This window comes from Aquicoccus sp. SU-CL01552 (assembly GCF_040365005.1).
Classification (GTDB): Bacteria; Pseudomonadota; Alphaproteobacteria; order Rhodobacterales; family Rhodobacteraceae; genus Antarcticimicrobium.
Genome location: NZ_BAABWV010000015.1, coordinates 86,296 through 102,043 on the forward strand (window position 1 = coordinate 86,296; position 15,748 = coordinate 102,043).

The following is a 15,748-nucleotide window of genomic DNA, read 5'->3' on the forward strand; positions in this document are numbered from 1 at the left end:
GGAAGATAGATAAGCCCTACTTTGACTTCAGTGAACAACAGGCCGCCTGAGGGGCGGGAAACTGAAGGAGAATGCAATGCGTATCGCAGTTATCGGAAACGGAAACGTCGGCTCCGGTCTCGCAAAGGTGCTGGGCCAGGCCGGCCATGAGGTGGACCCCATCGGCCGCAACGGCGATCTGTCTGCCGCCGTCTCCCAGGCGGAGCTGGTGGTCCTGGCCACGCCCTATGGCGCCGTGGCGGATCTTGCCGGCAAGGCCGACTTCACCGGCAAGACCGTCGTCGATGTCTCGAACCCGGTGACCGAGGACTTCTCGGGCCTTCAGGTCGGGCACAAGACCTCGGCCGCCGAAGAGATCGCGTCCCGGCTGTCTGGCGCGACGGTGGTGAAGGCGTTCAACACGATCTTCGCGCAGCACTACGGCGCGGGCCTCAAGGTGAATGGACAACCGATCCAGACCTTCGTCGCAGCCGATGACGAGGCCGCGCGCGAGAGTGTCAAGGCGCTCGCCGCCGAGATCGGCCTCGAGCCGGTCGATGCCGGCCCGCTCTCCAACGCCCGCTACCTGGAGCCCATCGGCTTCCTCAACATCCAGTTCGGCTACGTCTTCGGTCACGGCACCGGGATCGCCCCGCGTTGGCAGTTTTCCTGAACCTTCTGAACGGAGCAAATGACATGACGACCCGAACCAATGCCGACTATGCCGCTTTCGTCCTTCGCGTTACGAGTGGCGTGGCCTTTCTCGCCCATGGCTGGATGAAGGTGAGCCTCTTCACGATCCCCGGCACCGTGGCCTTCTTCGAAAGCCTCGGCCTGCCCGGCTTCTTTGCCTATCTGACTATTCTCGGTGAACTCGGCGGCGGGCTCGCGCTGATCCTTGGCGTCGGTGTGCGCGCCGTTTCGATCCCGCTCATCGCGATCCTGCTCGGCTCTGTCTGGGCCCATTCAGGCTTTGGCTGGAGCTTCTCGAACGAAGGGGGCGGCTGGGAATACCCGCTCTTCTGGACGGTGGTGCAAGGCGTCGTTGCCGTCCTGGGACGCGGCGCATTCGCCCTCCGTGTCCCGGAACTCGACCGCCGCCTCGGCCAGTTCGCCTGACCTTCCGCGTCGGCCGCGGGAATCCTTCCGCGGCCGCACTCTTTCCCAAGGAGACCTCGCCATGACCACCGCCAACCACTTCTTCGACATGAATACCGCGCCGATGCGTATAGGCGCGGTCCGGCTCAAGGTGCGCGACCTCGATGCGGTCTCCGCCTTCTACCAGAGAGTGCTCGGGCTCGTCCCGGTTGCGACCAGCGAAAATCGCATCACCCTCGGCACCGGCGACACGCCGCTTCTGGAGCTTCAGGGCGACCCGGGCCTTTCCCCGCTCGATCCGCGGCAGGCAGGGCTCTTTCACACCGCCTTCCTGATGCCGACACGATCCGACCTGGCCCGCTGGGTCGCTCACATCGCAGAGGCGGGGGTGCCGCTTCAGGGTGCCTCGGATCATATCGTCAGCGAGGCGCTCTATCTCGCCGATCCCGAGGGCAACGGCATCGAGGTCTATGCGGACCGCCCGGTCTCGGCCTGGCACGGCGAGGGCGGCGAGATCCGGATGAGCACCGATCCGCTGGACCTGCAGGACTTGCTGCAAAGCGCCGCGGGCACCGAATGGTCGGGCTTCCCCGACAACGGCAGCATCGGCCATGTCCACCTGCAGGTGGGCGACACGGGCGAGGCCGACCGCTTCTACCGCGACGTGCTCGGCCTCGATATCGCCGCGAGTTATCCCGGCGCCAGCTTCTACGGCAGCGGCGGCTACCACCACCAGCTTGCCGGCAATATCTGGAACAGTCGCCGGACCGGCAAACGTCCCGAGGGTATGGCCGGTCTCGATTCCGTCGAGATTGTTGTCCAGAACGCCGAGGACATCACAGGCATTGCCGCCCGCGTCGAAAGCGCCGGCATTGCCAGCACCCGCAACGCGGACAGCCTGACCCTGAACGACCCCTGGGGCACCGCCATCACGCTGAAGACTTGAGGAGACGATCATGCTTCGAGACGGAAAATGGGTTGCTGACTGGCAGCCGGTCCAGGCCAAGGACGACAAGGGCGGCTTCGTCCGCCAGACATCGAGCTTCCGCAACTGGGTCACGCCTGACGGCAGCGCCGGGCTGACCGGCGGGGGCGGCTTCAAGGCCGAGCCGGGGCGCTACCACCTTTATGTCGCGCTGATCTGCCCATGGGCATCCCGCACGCTGATCGGGCGCAGGCTGAAGGGGCTGGGGGACATGATCTCGGTCTCCGTCGTCGAACCGGAACTCTCCGACCAGGGCTGGCGCTTTGGCGATCCGACCAAGGCTGAAGGCGCGTCCTACATGCACGAAATCTACACCCGGGCCGACCCGACGATCTCGGGCCGGGCAACGGTGCCGGTGCTCTGGGACAAGGCTCGCGGGACCATCGTGAACAACGAGTCCGCTGACATCCTGCGGATGCTGAACTCCGGCTTCGGAGAGTTGGCGGACGACAGCCTCGATCTCTATCCGGCTGACCTGCGCGCGGAGATCGACGCGCTCAACGACCGCATTTATCCGGCCCTGAACAACGGCGTCTACCGCACAGGCTTTGCCACCACGCAGGTCGCCTACGAGGAGGCATTCCGCGAGGTATTCGCGATGCTCGATGAACTTGAAGATCGTCTCGCTGACGGGCGAGACTTCCTTTCGGGAGATCGCTTCACCGAGGCCGATGTGCGGCTGTTCGTGACGCTGGTGCGCTTCGATGTGGCCTATCACGGCCTCTTCAAGTGCAACCTGCGCCGCATCGCGGACTACCCCGCCCTGAGCCGCTACCAGGAACGCATCCTGGCGATCCCCAGCGTGCGCGATACCGTCAATATCGACCACATCAAGCGCGGCTACTACTCGATCAAGGCGCTGAACCCCACCGGCATCGTTCCTCTCGGGCCGGAATGTTCCCTGGGCTGACGGCGCCGGTGGCCCTCAGAATCAAGACCGTGGCGCGCGCGGGGCGCGCCAGCCCCGCCAGACACTGATCACCCGGAACCCAAAGGCCGCCCCGACACCGGCGACGGCGATCCAGACCTCCGGGAGGCCGAGCACGGTACCGGCCACCACGATTGTCGCGCCGACCGTCGCGGCCAGCGCATAGACTTCTTCGCGCAGGACGCGCGGGATTTCGACAACAAGAAGATCCCGCGTCGCACCACCGCCGACGGCCGTCAGAACCCCGAGCAGGATCGCGGGAAACGGGTCGAGACCGAACAGGAGCGATTTCTGGCAGCCGCTGACCGCGAAGACCCCAAGCCCGAGCGCGTCCAGCACCATCACGGGCTTGTGCAATCGCTCGAGCAGGCGATGCCCGAAGAACACGCAGACACCCGCCGCCAGAGCCGTGAGAAGGTAGCGCGGATCCTCCAACGCTGTTGGCGGCGTCGCGCCCAGAAGCATATCCCTGATCATGCCGCCCGCGAGGCCGGCTGCGACCGAGAGGACAGAAATCCCGAATATGTCGAGGCCGCGGCGGACCGCCACAAGTGCGCCACTGATGGCGAACACGAAGGTCCCGAGAAAATCCAGCCAGAGTCCCAAAGATAGCATGTCCATATCGTCACCGGGCTATGTGATTGGCGTACACCTTCGCTCAATCTCGGGAAGCCGTCCATCCAACGTAGCCCCGCCAGCGAGGAATACGGCGAAAGCGGGACGGCAAGCGGCCGTTTTGCCGAGTTCAATTCTAACGTCGGCCCACCGGCGCCTTAAACATGTTCCGGCGGTTAATTTCGAAGCGGCTCCATCACGAAATGTCGACCGAACTGCGGCAGCGTGGGTCACCACAGGCAAGTCTCGCTTCGGCGCAGTTCTCGATAGGGAGAGCCTTCTGGAAATAAGCCTGTATGAAGAAAACACACCATTTTCCGGTGACGTTCCCAGGCTGAAGATTCCCCACGCGTGCAATTCCAGTTATCTTGTATTCATGGATATAATTCCAATCACAACTGTGATCGCATCGCTATTTCTTGTAGTCTGTGCGGCACAGCCGTTCGTCGCGCGCTTGCGTCTGTCCTACACAGTGATCCTCGGCCGTGCTGGGTATGATGATCGGCGCAGGAGCAATCTTCTTTTTGCGCACGGAACTGACCGAAGAACTGACCCCGGTGGCCGAAGCAATCCTGCAGCTTCCGCTTCGATCCACCGTCTTCGCTTCGAGGGCGCGAGTCTTCTGAACGATGCCGCCGCTATCGCGCTCTTCGGCCTATTTATGGGCTTCGTCTTGCTGGGAATGCCCGATCCCGACCTAGGTGAGGAGCTGGCGCCATTTCCAGTTCTGATCTTCGGCGCGCTTGCGGGCTGACTGTCCGCACGGGCGGCAGTCTGGGTCATGGCGCTCGTCGGCCGTTATAAACTGGCGCAGGTTTCGATCTCGGTCGTGATCCCTTACTCGCTTTTATCGGAGCCGAGCAGAGCATTGGCGCCTCGGGGGTCATCGCGGTAGTTGCCGCCAGGCTGACGCTGAACCTGACCGGTCCCAACCGCCGGCCACCGCAGGCATTGATCAACCCGCGCGAACTCTGGAACGTGCTGGCGCACGGGGCCGGGGCATTGATTTTCATCGTCCCTGCCTCCTGTTTCCGCGACTGCTGGAAGAGGTGCGCATCGAGGATTTCGTTCTCGTCGACATGGTAATCCTCGGCGCCATGGCCGCGCGGGCGGTCATCCTGTTCGGGTTGCTGCCGCTACTGACGGTGCTCAAGCTCTCACCTGCAGGTGAAAGACCCTGCCGTGTGGCGAGCCTCTTAGGTGGCCTGCGCGTCTCTCCGCGCCGGGACTATTCACTTCTCTGGATAAGCGCCATAATAGGCACTGTAAATACCACTTCATGGATGGCAGATGCGCCTTGCCAGCGCGCCGGTCCCGGCTTTTCCCACGGCTGATCTCGCCGATGCATTCCAGCTTTCCCGCAACCATCTCATTAAGATCATGCAGAAACTCGGCCGGGCCGGACTGGTGCAGACACGTCGTGGGGGCAGTGGCGGTGCCACCCTGGCCCACGCCCCGGAAGCGATCCGGCTGGGGGACGTGGTGCGAGTGTTGGAAGAGGGCCAAGCCCTTGTCGAATGCCTCCATCCGAACGGCGGGGATTGCATGATCGACGGATGCTGTCGCCTAAAGACCCGGCTTTGGGTGGCCGAGACGGCCTTTATCGAGAACCTCAACCGTTCGACCCTTGCCGATGTTGCCCTCCCCGCACCGGAACCTGTCTGACGCGGCTTCATGACGCCATGTTGGCGCACGTTAACTGAGACTGCACGCAACGTGCGGTTCCTTACCGAAGATCGGACCGCTACTCGACGCGTCAGGCCGTTTCCACGGATTCGATCTTCATAACGCGGACAATGACAGTACTGCCGTCTTTTTTTTCAGGGGCTCTTCCTGGTGCCTTGACATGCCTAAGAGAGTTGCGCCGAGCAGGGACCCCACCGGAATGCGGCCCGGCTGTTCTATTATGCTCATAGTCAAAATGCCCTTCTGTACAGGGCCATTGCTTTCAGCATATGTGATGCGTTTCATAGGCAATGCGATTTGGTCGATGCCTTTGCCAACCGCTTTCCCGGCCTTTCGTATCTTGTAGCGCAGGATCCCTTCTACAAGACGCGGCATTTTCTGTGCCGCGGGGTCATCTCGGGAAAGTAGCCACTCGATGTCGGCGCGGTCAGAAGGCCGAAGGAAAAACTCGGCGTCGTTGAGGTGCTTTTCTGGCGTGGTGTCGTAAGCAAAGCTATTCGGCACCCGCACATGTTGTGCGTTGGTCATGTTTGTCTCCCAGGGACTGAGCTCTGCAGACCCGATGTCTCTATCAAAATGTTCGAGAAATCCCCGGGTGGCCGTGAACGCAGTTACGCGCTCGCCGCCCGGGCAGGGAGGCGGTTCAGAAGCAGAAACCGGAAGAGGCTTTCGTTCGTAACCATGCTTATAGGCTATGCAACAAATGGATTCTGTCAACCGTCATGGCCGCGGTGCGGCGAAGTGGCACCACTATGAGAGTCAGTTGTCGCTGCCGCGCGACTATAGACCGAGGTCTTTGATCTCCTTTGGCGGGGCGTCGTCCATATGCCTCGTCCGCCTCTGATGGCGTCAGTGCCAGAAGGTCGCAGGCCACGCCGTGCTCTTGATATACGCACGCGGAATGCCGATATCTCGGTCATGACCATGTTCAGTCTTCATACGAGGTTCCTGCTCAACGCAGGAAACACCCTGAACCGCCGGTAGCCCCGGGCGGGATCAGGCCGCTTGCCGGTCCACGCCTCGGGGTCTTCTCGATCTCTTACAGATCAGTCGAAGTGACAATCGCGCCAATCTGGCCGGAAGATCATGCCTGTGCGGGTCGCCCGGCTGACGTGGTGCGTGCGTCTCGGTTCAGTTTCTTCGTCATGGAGCATGACATGCACCCCCACCTCGTCAAATCCGATCCCCCTCACTTCCCACGCCCTCGAACGGCCAGTCAGCGCAACCGCAAGCCCGGAGCGTTTCGACGTTGGCTCCGGACCACATTTCTCCAATGGCAACGCCGGAAGATGATCGAAACTCTTCGAGGCATGGACGATCGCCTGCTGCGCGACATCGGGATTGATCGCAGTGATATCCCGCGCGTCGTCAATGGTCTCACAGATCGTGAACTGAGCATGCGTCCAGTTTCTCCGGATGTGCAGGTCGATGCGCGGTGGCGCGGCGGCCGAGCGGCATAGCCGGTCCCATTCGCGAGAACGCGCACCACTGGACTGCAGTGGTGCGCAGCATTGGCGGTGTAGTTGCTCCCTATGGAGCGATGGAAAGGAGTGACAAAATGATGCTTTGCAAGGCAGATTTCGAAGAACTGTTCCCGAGGCTCTTCCGGCCAAGTGACATGGAGAGGTCGGTCGCTGAGCCGAGCGTCAAATGCCTGGCGCGGTGGGAAGATGATGGTGGTCGCACGACTTCGGCAAACATCATCCCGCTGCCACACCGCCGGCGGATGCAGGAAACTCGACGTGACTCAATCTTCGAGGTGCGCCGTCGGTGACCCCCCGTCGTCGAAGTCCGCCTCGTGGATTTCGTCAACAATTCGCCTTCTTCACCTTTGCGGGATCTGCGCATCCTTGTCCGTTCCAAAACCCGCCCGGTCTCGAAGATTGACAGGGTGCGCCCAAAGACTAAGGTCTCCTCATGGTCACGCACGAAAACCTTTTTCGGTTTCTGCTTCTGAACCGCCCGGGTCCCCGGGCGGTCTGCGCATAGGCGCGTCTTCGACCACCCGGGGCTTTCTCACATCCTTGCATCTGAGAACGCGGGCTTTACCGCTCCGGGAGACATATCATGACCATTACCAGGATCACCCACCAGCCTGCCGGCACTGACTTTCGATCGCTCTTTGAACGCTCCGCTGTCGGGCGCGGCTTTCTTCTCACTGTCGAAGACCGGCTCGGTATTGAGCGCCTGCTCCGCTATCGCGGAACCAGGAATTCGCCCAATCCCGCTCTGCTAAACGGGCTGCTGCGCCACAAGCTGCGGATCTCGCGCGGAACTCCCGAGCCGGCCTCGCCTGATCTTGTCGTGGCCGGATGCCACGTCACCTACATGATCAGCGGTGAGGGCGCTCGCAGCGGCGTGCTCTCCATGAACCCCACGCCGGTCCCGGGACATATTCTCGTTGCTTCATTGCTTGGGGCGACCCTGATCGGGATGCGAAAGCTGCAGAAGGTTCCGCTTCTGCGGGATGACGGTCAGATCGAAGTCGTCGTGGTGTTGGATGTGCATCCGTCTCCGGACCACGCCGCGGCCTGATGCTCTGATCCGCCCCTGGCGGATCAGGGACCGTGGCCACCCATAATTCACTCACACCACCAGATGGTGGAAAGGAAACTACGATGAACAAACAACTCTCTACGTCACGCGGCACCGGCCGGCGGCCCAGGGTCGTCATAGGTGCTGATTGCCTGGAAAGGCTCGAGGCACTTGCGGAGGGCGCGATCCAGCGCAACCCGGACCTTGCCGACCGGCTGCTCGGCGAAATCGGCCGGGCCCGTATCGTTCCGGCGGCGAAACTCCCGCAGAACGTCGTGGCCATCGGTCGTGCGGTCACCTATCGGGATGAGTCGACCGGCCAGGAAAAGACGGTAACGCCCGTCTATCCAGAGGACGCCGACATCGCACGCGGGCGGATCTCGATCCTGACACCGATCGGGGTTGCCCTGATCGGACTGGCAGAGGGCGCATCGCTCCACTGGGACACCAGGGACGGAGAGCGGCTGTCGCGTAGCCCTTAATTCCGAGACATGACGCTTTGAGCGTCAAATTTGCCCTTAAATACGATATTCCAGCGCCTTCGAGCGGAGTTTCCGCGTCTTGCCATAGAGTATCTGGCCGAACCCTGTCTCAGGTTTAAGGGCAAAATATCGGAATTGAAGACAAAATCTCATATTTAAGGGCAAAGGTTGGCCGTTGATTTCGTTGGTTTTCTCATCTCACAATTAAGGGCTACGCGACAGCACGTGTCTTAACTCGAGCAGCCTTCGCAGGCGGCCTCAATCGGGCGGTTACGTGAGGATTTGGAGCTACTAGGAGTGCCGTCACAAGTTCGTTTCAAGGGAGATATTGCTGCATGGCGTCGCCTAGCTCCACGATAACGCTCACTTGAAACAAAACACAAGCTGGCGAAGCGGCAATCCGCCCCCCGCGCTTTGACTTAGGTTTTTAGGGACCAAAACGCGAGGTAGGGAGCTGTGCATTTAGTTCATGCCGTAGCTTGCCCGGTCCAATTTGTCGTAGATCTCAGCCTTCGCCAGCAAGGCCAGCGCGTCTGTGTCGGTATGATCCACTTCGGCCAGCAACTCGGCCCAGCGATCCACGATGCGTTTGTAGTCTTCCAGCAGCGCTTCGGGGTTCTCGACCCCGCGGCCTTTGGCGTTTTCGATCAACACAGCTTCATCCGCTTTCACGAATTCCGCGAGTGAATCCTTCAGCGCTTGGTCCGGCTCAAAGACTTCCATACCGCCCTCTTTGGCAGCGGAAACGGCTTTTTCGACATCCTTGTCGAACTCGACCCGGTGCTGCGCAAGGTAGTAAGCCATCTGGTCGAATAGCACGCTGCGCGACTCTTCGGACAGGGACTGCCAGAACGTCGGGTTATAGCCCCATTCGAAACCAGCGTAGTAACTGCCCACGGCTAGCATGTTCATGTGGGTTACCACATCCGAGAGCGAGAAAGAGTCCAATGCGTCGGCTGCCGCCACGGCACAGTCAAGCGAGCCCGTGTCGAGGCCAGTATACATCTCACTTGAGGGGGTCGACACGGGCACCGCGCCAACATGTTCCGCAAAGCGCGACCAAGCACCACCGGCCATGCGCAGCCGTTTGCCTTGAATGTCCTCATAGGTTGCGACGGGCGTGTTGCACATCATGTAATATTCTGAGGTCGAGTAACCGCCGCCAAAAACCACGCCATTTTCTTTCCACTCGGCCAAAGCGGCCTCATTGGTCAGGCCAAACTCGGTCGAGGCAAAGGCCATGACCATCGGGTCAGTGTTGTAGAAGGCGAAGTTGCCGATCAGGTTGGCGACTGGCAACTCGGATGGAGTGTAAGTGCCCGCGTGATAAGTCACCTGTGCCACGCCGTCGCGCACGCCTTGCAAGGAGGCCGCAGGGGGCAGCAGCGAGCCACCGGCGAACACGGTGAAGTTCACGTCGCCGTTGGTTTCTTCGGCCACACGTTCGGCGAATTCCACATAGGGGCCGCGCACCATCGAATGACGCTCTGCAAAAAAGTGGTTCGCGTTCTGCGCGACGGCAGCGGTGCCGAGGCCACAGGCCGCAAGGGCCATCATGGATATGTTCAGTTTCATATTGTCGTCTCCTCCGGTTAAAAAAGCATCACTGCGCCATGAGTGAGGGCAGGAACAAGCTGATCGCGGGAAAGGCGATCAGGATCAAAAGCGTCACGATATCCATCGCGATGAACCACGTCGTGCCCGAGATGATGTCCCGCAGCTTGACCTCGCCCGACAGCGCGCTGTGGAGGACGTAAAGGTTCAGACCTACAGGGGGTGTCACAAGGCCGATCTCCAGCAATTTGATGCAAATGATACCGAACCATATCAGGTTGATATCTGCGGCCTCTAGGACTGGCAGCAGGATTGGCAAGGTCAGCAGGATTAGACCGATAGAGTCGATAACCATGCCCAAGATCACGAAAAGTGTAGCAATCATCAGGATGATCACGACCTGATTGTCAGAGACCGAGAGCATAATATCCGTCAGCGCGCGGGGGACGCCTGACAGCCCCATGAACCGGGTGAACATCACCGCCCCGATAGACAGAAAGAAGATCGAAGATGTCGCCAGTGTTGTCTGACGGATCGCCTCGGACAGTGCTTTCCGAGTCAGTGAGCGGCGCAGAAGAGCGACCGTCGAGGCAAGGAAAGCGCCGACGGCACCGGCCTCGGTCGGGGTGAAGAAACCACCAAAAATGCCGCCCAAGACGCCCAGTACTAGTACTGGGAAAGGCCAGACCGACCAAAGTAAGCTGAGCAGTTGCACGCGATCAATTCGCCCAACAACGGGCGGTGCAAGCGATGGTGTGAAAGTGGTCCGAACAGTAATCATCGCCATATAGACAAAAGCTGACAGCGCGCCGGGAATAACGCCAGCGATAAACAACTGACCAATTGATTGCTCGGTAAAAATGCCATAGAGAACCATGAGGATCGACGGCGGGATCAGCGATCCAAGCGTGCCCGAGGCTGCAACCACACCGGTGGCCAGCGACGGATGGTATTTTGCCTTCAACATTTCCGGCACAGCGATTTTCGACATCGCAGCAGTCGTCGCGATGGAAGAGCCAGAAGCGGCGGCGAACAAGCCACAAGCCCCGACACTGGCCGAAGCCAACCCACCCGGCACCCGCGCCAACAACACACGCAGCAAGTCAAATGCGCCTGCCGTTAGCCCAGTGTTCGCGGCGATAAATCCCATAAAAAGGAACATGGGGATCGCAGTTAGCGACCAATCACCGATAAAGTTGAACGGCATGGCGCTGACAATGCCAAGCGCGGCTTGCAGGTTGAACATGATGGTGATGCCAACGAATGACACCGCCATCAACGCTGTCCCAATGGACATGCGAAAAGCCAGCAGACCAAACAATGTCCCAACGCCGATCCAGCCGATAACTAGGTTGCTCATGACATGCCCTCATCGAGTTCGGACTGGGTGACAGGCTGTCCGCGCAGCACCAATACGGCACGCACAAGTGCAGCGAGGCTGGCAAGGCCAAAGCCAAGCGGCAGAACCATTCTTGACGGCCAGACGATAACCTCACGCCCGCCCATTACAACCTCACCGACATGAAGCGCGCGCATTGCATCAAGCCCTGTACGCCATGCCATAATGGCAAGAATAGCGGCCGCGGCGAGGCAACTGAATATCAGCGCGAGTTTTTTAAGCCAATTCGGAAAGTGATTGAACAGAAGATCAACCGAGATCTGCTGGTCCTGCATCTCAACGAAGGCCATCGGCAACATGACTAGCGCGACCATATAATAGTAGGATGACATCTCGACCGTGCCTTGGATCGGCGCGTTCCACACGAGTTTTGCAACAACGTCTGCCACGACATTCAGCATCATCGCGACAACACTGAAACCGCCGATAAACATCAGCCATGAGCACAATCTGTTAAACAGTGTCAGCATCGGGCCTCCTCCCCATACCAAGACGGGATCAGATCCCGTAATTCCGATTCAACTTCTCCGCTCAGGGTTCAGTTGACAAATAGTGATGATTGATCGAGTGATAACGAAACATGATCAATGGGAATAATGCGGATGGATGCTATCTCGAAACCCACCCGGCTTGACCTTCGACACTTGCGCTATGCTCTGGCCGTGGCCGACGCCCAAGGGTTCCGTGCGGCGGCTAAAATGCTCAATATCGCGCAACCTGCCATTTCGAAAGCCGTTAAAGACACCGAAATTGATCTGGGCTTCCGTATATTTGACCGCAGCGGCCCATGGGTGGTGCCTACACCTGAAGGCAACATTTTCCTAGACGATGCGCGCCAAACCGTCGCGCAGTTCGAGCGCACGATCCGCGCATCGCGTCAGAATACAACGGGCGCACGCGGGCATATCATCGTTGGCTACTCCGCCCTCGCCACATCGCGACAAATCTCCGAGGCACTGGATGATTTCCATCGCAGCGTGCCGGGCGTGCAGATCGAAATGCATGTCATGTCTACCGATAATATACTGAAAAATTTGAAATCCGGCGTGATAGACTTGGGTTTTTTGCTGGCGCATCCTACCGTCGGTGCGCCGGGGATCGAACAGATACCGGTCTGGAGTTCTCGCATCGGTGTTGTCGCCCCCGCCGGAGAGGCTCCCGCACGGGTTAATGATTTGAAAGGCGCACCCTTCGTCATGGGGCTACGGGAAAACTGGCGGTCGTGGCGCGCGCTTCTCGACAGTGCATGTGATCAGGCCGCTCTTAGCCCCGTGGTGGTAGATGAGGCTTGGGACGTGCAGGTGATCTTGCAGCGCGTAGCCGAGCGTCGCGGCGTGACGCTTTTTCCCATGAGTATAGCCGACAGCCTGCCAGCCGCGCTAGAACTGGTACCTATTGATGGGTTGGATGCAGAGGCAACAATCTCCATGGCATGGAGCATCAAGGCCGATACGGGCCTACTGCGCCAGTTCCGCAATCACTTCCCCCCACCGGGTTGATCGCGTTCGGTTATCGCACGATACCGCAAGTCTATTTGCGTAATCCGTCCATAGCGCGATTTTATGCGCCTATGAAACAAACGCCAATCGCCCCCTTCGACTTGCCCGAAGCGCAGCCTTTTCTTCTCGAAGGCAGCGATACCGGTTTCCTCTTTTTCCATGGCTTCACCAGCTCGCCGCAAAGCGTGCGTGAGGTTGCCGAGAAAATTCAGGAGGTCAGCGGCGCCACGGTGTATTGCCCGCTGTTAGCAGGTCATGGTGAGACCCCCGCCGCCTTGGCAAAGACAAACCAAGCCGACTGGGTGGCGTCTGCTGAAACGGCGCTCGAAACGCTATCCTCGCGCTGCGCACGGGTGGTCGTCGGGGGGCTTTCCTTGGGGGCGACGCTGTCGCTCAACCTCGCTGCTCGGATGCCAGATAAGATACAGGGCGTGGTCAGCATCAATGGCTCAACAGGTCTCTACCGTCCGGAAGTGGTGGCACCTATCTACGATACAAAGGGTGCCGCGTTTATCGAGGGGATCGGGTCCGATATCGCCGAGTTCGGGATGGCCGAAATCTGCTATGATCGCATCCCTCGAGAAACGCTGAACGAGCGCTTTCTCTTGACCAATGCCACCGGTGCGCTGTTGCCTCTAATACGCCAGCCCATTTTGATCCTGCAGTCGCGCTGCGATAATGTCGTCGATCCCCAAAACGCACACCGCATCGCCACATCGGTAAGGTCAAGCGAGATACATCTCAACTGGTTGGAGCGGTCTTATCATGTGGCGACATTGGATTATGACCGTGGGCTAATCTCTGAGCGAATTGCCGAATTTCTGCGACAAGTAGCGACTGTTACGAAATAGCCTGCTATTGTAAGGCACTTGGCAATGTCCCTGAGAGCTACCTGGTCCGCCGTTTGATCTGTGGTGCTCAGACCAGAAGCTACGGCACCCTTTCGCTCACGATCCTGAAAGCGATCAGGGCGCAGAGCTACCAGCTAGCTAGCACGGTTCTCCGCGAGGTGCTGGGTGCATTGGACGGTGCCGATGAATGGCCATCCGATGAGGTTTTCCGGCGCAACTGGATCGGCCGTCAGTTCTATGGCTATTTTAAGCGTGACCGACTGCTCAGCTTCAGAGTCTGAAGTTCCACGCAGCAGGTCGTTGAGACTAGCTTGCGGGTGGCCGCGAGCTAGTCTTGAGGTAACGAAGGGCTCTACGCCGTTGATCTTGCCGGTCTCGATAAGCGATGCCGCCTTCATCGAGACCGGCTGTCGCGTTGCCCTTAAATCCGAGATGCGACGCTTTTGGCGACAAATTTTGCCCTTAACTGCGAGATTCGGCTGTCATCATTCCTGTGCTTCTCGCGCGCCTTTGCGCGATGTGATCAACTGCGTGTCGCGTAGCCCTTAATTCCGAGACATGACGCTTTGAGCGTCAAATTTGCCCTTAAATACGATATTCCAGCGCCTTCGAGCGGAGTTTCCGCGTCTTGCCATAGAGTATCTGGCCGAACCCTGTCTCAGGTTTAAGGGCAAAATATCGGAATTGAAGACAAAATCTCATATTTAAGGGCAAAGGTTGGCCGTTGATTTCGTTGGTTTTCTCATCTCACAATTAAGGGCTACGCGACAGCCACGGCCAAACCGATATTGAGCGCCAGAACGATCCAAAGCGTCCGTCTCTCCATTGAATCTTGTCTAGCGGCCATTTTGTGGTTCCAGCTTGTGTTGTACGACACATTAACTTCTGCGGCAGATCTGCGTTCCAGCCGGAATGTTGGCTGAATTCCTTCAGGCCCCGATTTCCTCGTGTTCGGTCAAGCATTCCGAATGGTCCCGCAACACCTCAAGCACCTTGCAATCTCCCGTCCGCCCGCCGCTGCATTCGTGAACCATGCGTTTCAGTTCCGTGCGCAGCGCCTTCAGGCGGGCCATGCGCTGCTCCACCTGTTTGAGCTGGCGACGCGCGATGGCATCAGCCTCATCACAGGGCCGGTTGGGATGGTCGCTGAGGTCGAGCAGCTCGCGGATCGCATCGAGCGAGAAACCGAGTTGTCGCGAATGGCGGATGAAGGACAGCCGGTCGAGCTGTGCATTGTCGTAGCGCCTCTGCCCGCCTTCGGTCCTGCCAGGTTCGGGCATGAGCCCAATCTGTTCGTAGTACCGGATGGTCTGCACCTTCGTGCCAGTCTTCTTTGACAGAGTACCGATCGTGAGCATTTTCGCCTCCATGAAAAAGATACAGTTTGTGTAGGTTTTGCCGTCGGAATAAACAAGTGTCGGTTTCACAGACGCGTGAGTTCAAGCTATACCATGATTTCGTGCTTGAACCTCTAGCAGCTAGAGGATGTATCCGCACAGGCAATAAGAATCAAAATCAGGCGAACAGGATTGTCCCTTACATCGGCACAGAAGTTTCTTTGGGTTTTGGCAGGCGTGGCAGCGCTTGCCTTCATATGGCTTTTGCTATGGTCCGATTATCGTGCCGATAGCGCCCGAACCGACGCCGAACCGCCTTTTTTCGCTGAGTTCGAACTGACGGACCACCAGGGTATGGTTCGAACCGAGGAGGACTTTGCGGGGCGCTGGATGCTGGTTTTTTTCGGCTTTACCAACTGCCCCGACGTCTGCCCGACGACCCTATCCGAGGTCGCGGCGGTGATGGACGGTCTGGGCGACGATGCCGCCAAGGTCCAGCCGATTTTCATCACCATCGACCCCGAACGGGACACGCCCGCCGCACTCGCCGAATACGTCCCGCTGTTCGATGCGGGCATCATCGGTCTGACCGGCACGCCGGAACAGATCGCCGCCACATCCGAGACGTTTCCGATCTTCTTTGAACGCGTCGAAGAGGCTGCGGCGCCGGATGGTTACACGATGGGCCACACGTCGCATTTGTTCCTCTTCGATCCCGACGCGGGCTTCGCCGACTCGTGGCCCTACGGCACCTCCGCCGAAGAGATACTCGCCGATCTGGAAGAGAGGTTCTGACCGAC

Annotated in this window: 18 protein-coding genes and 1 pseudogene; 12 read left to right on the forward strand and 7 right to left on the reverse strand. The window is 59.3% G+C overall.

Annotated elements, in window-relative coordinates; translation table 11 throughout:
* The first annotated feature begins 76 nt into the window (after positions 1 to 76).
* From ABWV23_RS16770 to ABWV23_RS16785, 4 genes are all read left to right on the forward strand, one after another.
* Complete coding sequence (locus tag ABWV23_RS16770; protein ID WP_353349808.1) at positions 77 to 652, forward strand: NADPH-dependent F420 reductase; 576 nt, start codon at positions 77 to 79, stop codon at positions 650 to 652.
* 23 nt (positions 653 to 675) lie between these two features.
* The gene (locus tag ABWV23_RS16775) at positions 676 to 1,098 is read left to right on the forward strand and encodes a DoxX family protein (RefSeq protein WP_353349810.1); all 423 of its coding nucleotides are present in this window, start codon (positions 676 to 678) and stop codon (positions 1,096 to 1,098) included.
* Positions 1,099 to 1,159: 61 nt separating this feature from the next.
* Positions 1,160 to 2,023: a VOC family protein gene (locus ABWV23_RS16780; protein WP_353349812.1), complete on the forward strand. Its 864-nt coding sequence runs from the start codon at positions 1,160 to 1,162 to the stop codon at positions 2,021 to 2,023.
* A 10-nt stretch (positions 2,024 to 2,033) separates the two neighbouring features.
* The gene (locus ABWV23_RS16785; protein WP_353349814.1) at positions 2,034 to 2,972 is read left to right on the forward strand and encodes a glutathione S-transferase family protein; all 939 of its coding nucleotides are present in this window, start codon (positions 2,034 to 2,036) and stop codon (positions 2,970 to 2,972) included.
* Between the two features lie 21 nt (positions 2,973 to 2,993).
* Here ABWV23_RS16785 and ABWV23_RS16790 read toward each other — a convergent pair whose 3' ends face one another.
* Positions 2,994 to 3,611 (reverse strand): trimeric intracellular cation channel family protein, encoded by a 618-nt coding sequence (locus tag ABWV23_RS16790; protein ID WP_353349816.1) that lies wholly within the window; start codon positions 3,609 to 3,611, stop codon positions 2,994 to 2,996.
* Between the two features lie 370 nt (positions 3,612 to 3,981).
* Here ABWV23_RS16790 and ABWV23_RS16795 point away from each other — a divergent pair.
* Both ABWV23_RS16795 and ABWV23_RS16800 read left to right on the forward strand, forming a co-directional pair.
* Positions 3,982 to 4,816, forward strand: a pseudogene (locus ABWV23_RS16795) (cation:proton antiporter domain-containing protein); the annotation flags it as partial.
* Between the two features lie 79 nt (positions 4,817 to 4,895).
* Positions 4,896 to 5,270: an RrF2 family transcriptional regulator gene (locus ABWV23_RS16800; RefSeq protein ID WP_353349819.1), complete on the forward strand. Its 375-nt coding sequence runs from the start codon at positions 4,896 to 4,898 to the stop codon at positions 5,268 to 5,270.
* Between the two features lie 117 nt (positions 5,271 to 5,387).
* Here ABWV23_RS16800 and ABWV23_RS16805 read toward each other — a convergent pair whose 3' ends face one another.
* Positions 5,388 to 5,819 (reverse strand): hypothetical protein, encoded by a 432-nt coding sequence (locus tag ABWV23_RS16805; protein ID WP_353349821.1) that lies wholly within the window; start codon positions 5,817 to 5,819, stop codon positions 5,388 to 5,390.
* 629 nt (positions 5,820 to 6,448) lie between these two features.
* Between ABWV23_RS16805 and ABWV23_RS16810 the strand changes: the two genes are divergently transcribed.
* The 3 genes from ABWV23_RS16810 (at position 6,449) to rnk (ending at position 8,308) form a co-directional block, all read left to right on the forward strand.
* Positions 6,449 to 6,751 carry a DUF1127 domain-containing protein gene (locus ABWV23_RS16810; protein WP_353349823.1) on the forward strand — a complete coding sequence of 101 codons (303 nt, stop codon included), beginning with the start codon at positions 6,449 to 6,451 and terminating at the stop codon, positions 6,749 to 6,751.
* A gap of 607 nt (positions 6,752 to 7,358) precedes the next feature.
* Positions 7,359 to 7,826 (forward strand): hypothetical protein, encoded by a 468-nt coding sequence (locus ABWV23_RS16815; RefSeq protein WP_353349825.1) that lies wholly within the window; start codon positions 7,359 to 7,361, stop codon positions 7,824 to 7,826.
* 83 nt (positions 7,827 to 7,909) lie between these two features.
* A complete protein-coding gene (gene rnk, locus ABWV23_RS16820) occupies positions 7,910 to 8,308 on the forward strand; it encodes a nucleoside diphosphate kinase regulator (protein WP_353349827.1) in 399 nt (132 codons plus the stop codon).
* 462 nt (positions 8,309 to 8,770) lie between these two features.
* Here rnk and ABWV23_RS16825 read toward each other — a convergent pair whose 3' ends face one another.
* Genes ABWV23_RS16825 through ABWV23_RS16835 form a run of 3 tightly spaced genes read right to left on the reverse strand, consistent with a single transcriptional unit; the run spans position 8,771 to position 11,731 of the window.
* Entirely contained in the window at positions 8,771 to 9,883 is a 1,113-nt protein-coding gene (locus tag ABWV23_RS16825; RefSeq protein WP_353349829.1) for a C4-dicarboxylate TRAP transporter substrate-binding protein, read from the reverse strand.
* Between the two features lie 28 nt (positions 9,884 to 9,911).
* On the reverse strand, positions 9,912 to 11,222 hold the full coding sequence (locus ABWV23_RS16830; protein ID WP_353349831.1) for a TRAP transporter large permease: 1,311 nt from the start codon (positions 11,220 to 11,222) through the stop codon (positions 9,912 to 9,914).
* Positions 11,219 to 11,731: a TRAP transporter small permease gene (locus ABWV23_RS16835; RefSeq protein WP_353349833.1), complete on the reverse strand. Its 513-nt coding sequence runs from the start codon at positions 11,729 to 11,731 to the stop codon at positions 11,219 to 11,221. Before ABWV23_RS16835 ends, ABWV23_RS16830 begins: the two co-directional genes overlap by 4 nt.
* Before the next feature lie 174 nt (positions 11,732 to 11,905).
* Here ABWV23_RS16835 and ABWV23_RS16840 point away from each other — a divergent pair, with 174 nt between their 5' ends.
* Positions 11,906 to 12,760, forward strand: coding sequence for a LysR family transcriptional regulator (locus ABWV23_RS16840; RefSeq protein WP_353349835.1), 855 nt, complete (start codon positions 11,906 to 11,908; stop codon positions 12,758 to 12,760).
* A 71-nt stretch (positions 12,761 to 12,831) separates the two neighbouring features.
* Complete coding sequence (locus tag ABWV23_RS16845; RefSeq protein WP_353349837.1) at positions 12,832 to 13,611, forward strand: alpha/beta hydrolase; 780 nt, start codon at positions 12,832 to 12,834, stop codon at positions 13,609 to 13,611.
* Positions 13,612 to 13,745: 134 nt separating this feature from the next.
* On the opposite strand, the gene ABWV23_RS16850 is transcribed toward ABWV23_RS16845, so the two are convergent.
* Entirely contained in the window at positions 13,746 to 14,009 is a 264-nt protein-coding gene (locus ABWV23_RS16850) for a transposase domain-containing protein (protein WP_353349839.1), read from the reverse strand.
* Between the two features lie 531 nt (positions 14,010 to 14,540).
* A complete protein-coding gene (locus ABWV23_RS16855) occupies positions 14,541 to 14,969 on the reverse strand; it encodes a MerR family transcriptional regulator (RefSeq protein ID WP_013959865.1) in 429 nt (142 codons plus the stop codon).
* A 207-nt stretch (positions 14,970 to 15,176) separates the two neighbouring features.
* On the opposite strand from ABWV23_RS16855, the gene ABWV23_RS16860 reads away from it, so the two are divergent.
* Positions 15,177 to 15,743 (forward strand): SCO family protein, encoded by a 567-nt coding sequence (locus tag ABWV23_RS16860; RefSeq protein WP_272009253.1) that lies wholly within the window; start codon positions 15,177 to 15,179, stop codon positions 15,741 to 15,743.
* Positions 15,744 to 15,748 lie beyond the last annotated feature (5 nt).

What these genes read in the sequence shown, in the direction of transcription:
- ABWV23_RS16770 (WP_353349808.1), top strand. Translation starts at nt 77, where the DNA reads ATGCGTATCGCAGTTATCGGAAACGGAAACGTCGGCTCCGGTCTCGCA.
- ABWV23_RS16775 (WP_353349810.1), top strand. Translation starts at nt 676, where the DNA reads ATGACGACCCGAACCAATGCCGACTATGCCGCTTTCGTCCTTCGCGTT.
- ABWV23_RS16780 (WP_353349812.1), top strand. Translation starts at nt 1,160, where the DNA reads ATGACCACCGCCAACCACTTCTTCGACATGAATACCGCGCCGATGCGT.
- ABWV23_RS16785 (WP_353349814.1), top strand. Translation starts at nt 2,034, where the DNA reads ATGCTTCGAGACGGAAAATGGGTTGCTGACTGGCAGCCGGTCCAGGCC.
- ABWV23_RS16790 (WP_353349816.1), bottom strand. Translation starts at nt 3,611, where the DNA reads ATGGACATGCTATCTTTGGGACTCTGGCTGGATTTTCTCGGGACCTTC.
- ABWV23_RS16800 (WP_353349819.1), top strand. Translation starts at nt 4,896, where the DNA reads ATGCGCCTTGCCAGCGCGCCGGTCCCGGCTTTTCCCACGGCTGATCTC.
- ABWV23_RS16805 (WP_353349821.1), bottom strand. Translation starts at nt 5,819, where the DNA reads ATGACCAACGCACAACATGTGCGGGTGCCGAATAGCTTTGCTTACGAC.
- ABWV23_RS16810 (WP_353349823.1), top strand. Translation starts at nt 6,449, where the DNA reads ATGCACCCCCACCTCGTCAAATCCGATCCCCCTCACTTCCCACGCCCT.
- ABWV23_RS16815 (WP_353349825.1), top strand. Translation starts at nt 7,359, where the DNA reads ATGACCATTACCAGGATCACCCACCAGCCTGCCGGCACTGACTTTCGA.
- rnk (WP_353349827.1), top strand. Translation starts at nt 7,910, where the DNA reads ATGAACAAACAACTCTCTACGTCACGCGGCACCGGCCGGCGGCCCAGG.
- ABWV23_RS16825 (WP_353349829.1), bottom strand. Translation starts at nt 9,883, where the DNA reads ATGAAACTGAACATATCCATGATGGCCCTTGCGGCCTGTGGCCTCGGC.
- ABWV23_RS16830 (WP_353349831.1), bottom strand. Translation starts at nt 11,222, where the DNA reads ATGAGCAACCTAGTTATCGGCTGGATCGGCGTTGGGACATTGTTTGGT.
- ABWV23_RS16835 (WP_353349833.1), bottom strand. Translation starts at nt 11,731, where the DNA reads ATGCTGACACTGTTTAACAGATTGTGCTCATGGCTGATGTTTATCGGC.
- ABWV23_RS16845 (WP_353349837.1), top strand. Translation starts at nt 12,832, where the DNA reads ATGAAACAAACGCCAATCGCCCCCTTCGACTTGCCCGAAGCGCAGCCT.
- ABWV23_RS16850 (WP_353349839.1), bottom strand. Translation starts at nt 14,009, where the DNA reads ATGAAGGCGGCATCGCTTATCGAGACCGGCAAGATCAACGGCGTAGAG.
- ABWV23_RS16855 (WP_013959865.1), bottom strand. Translation starts at nt 14,969, where the DNA reads ATGCTCACGATCGGTACTCTGTCAAAGAAGACTGGCACGAAGGTGCAG.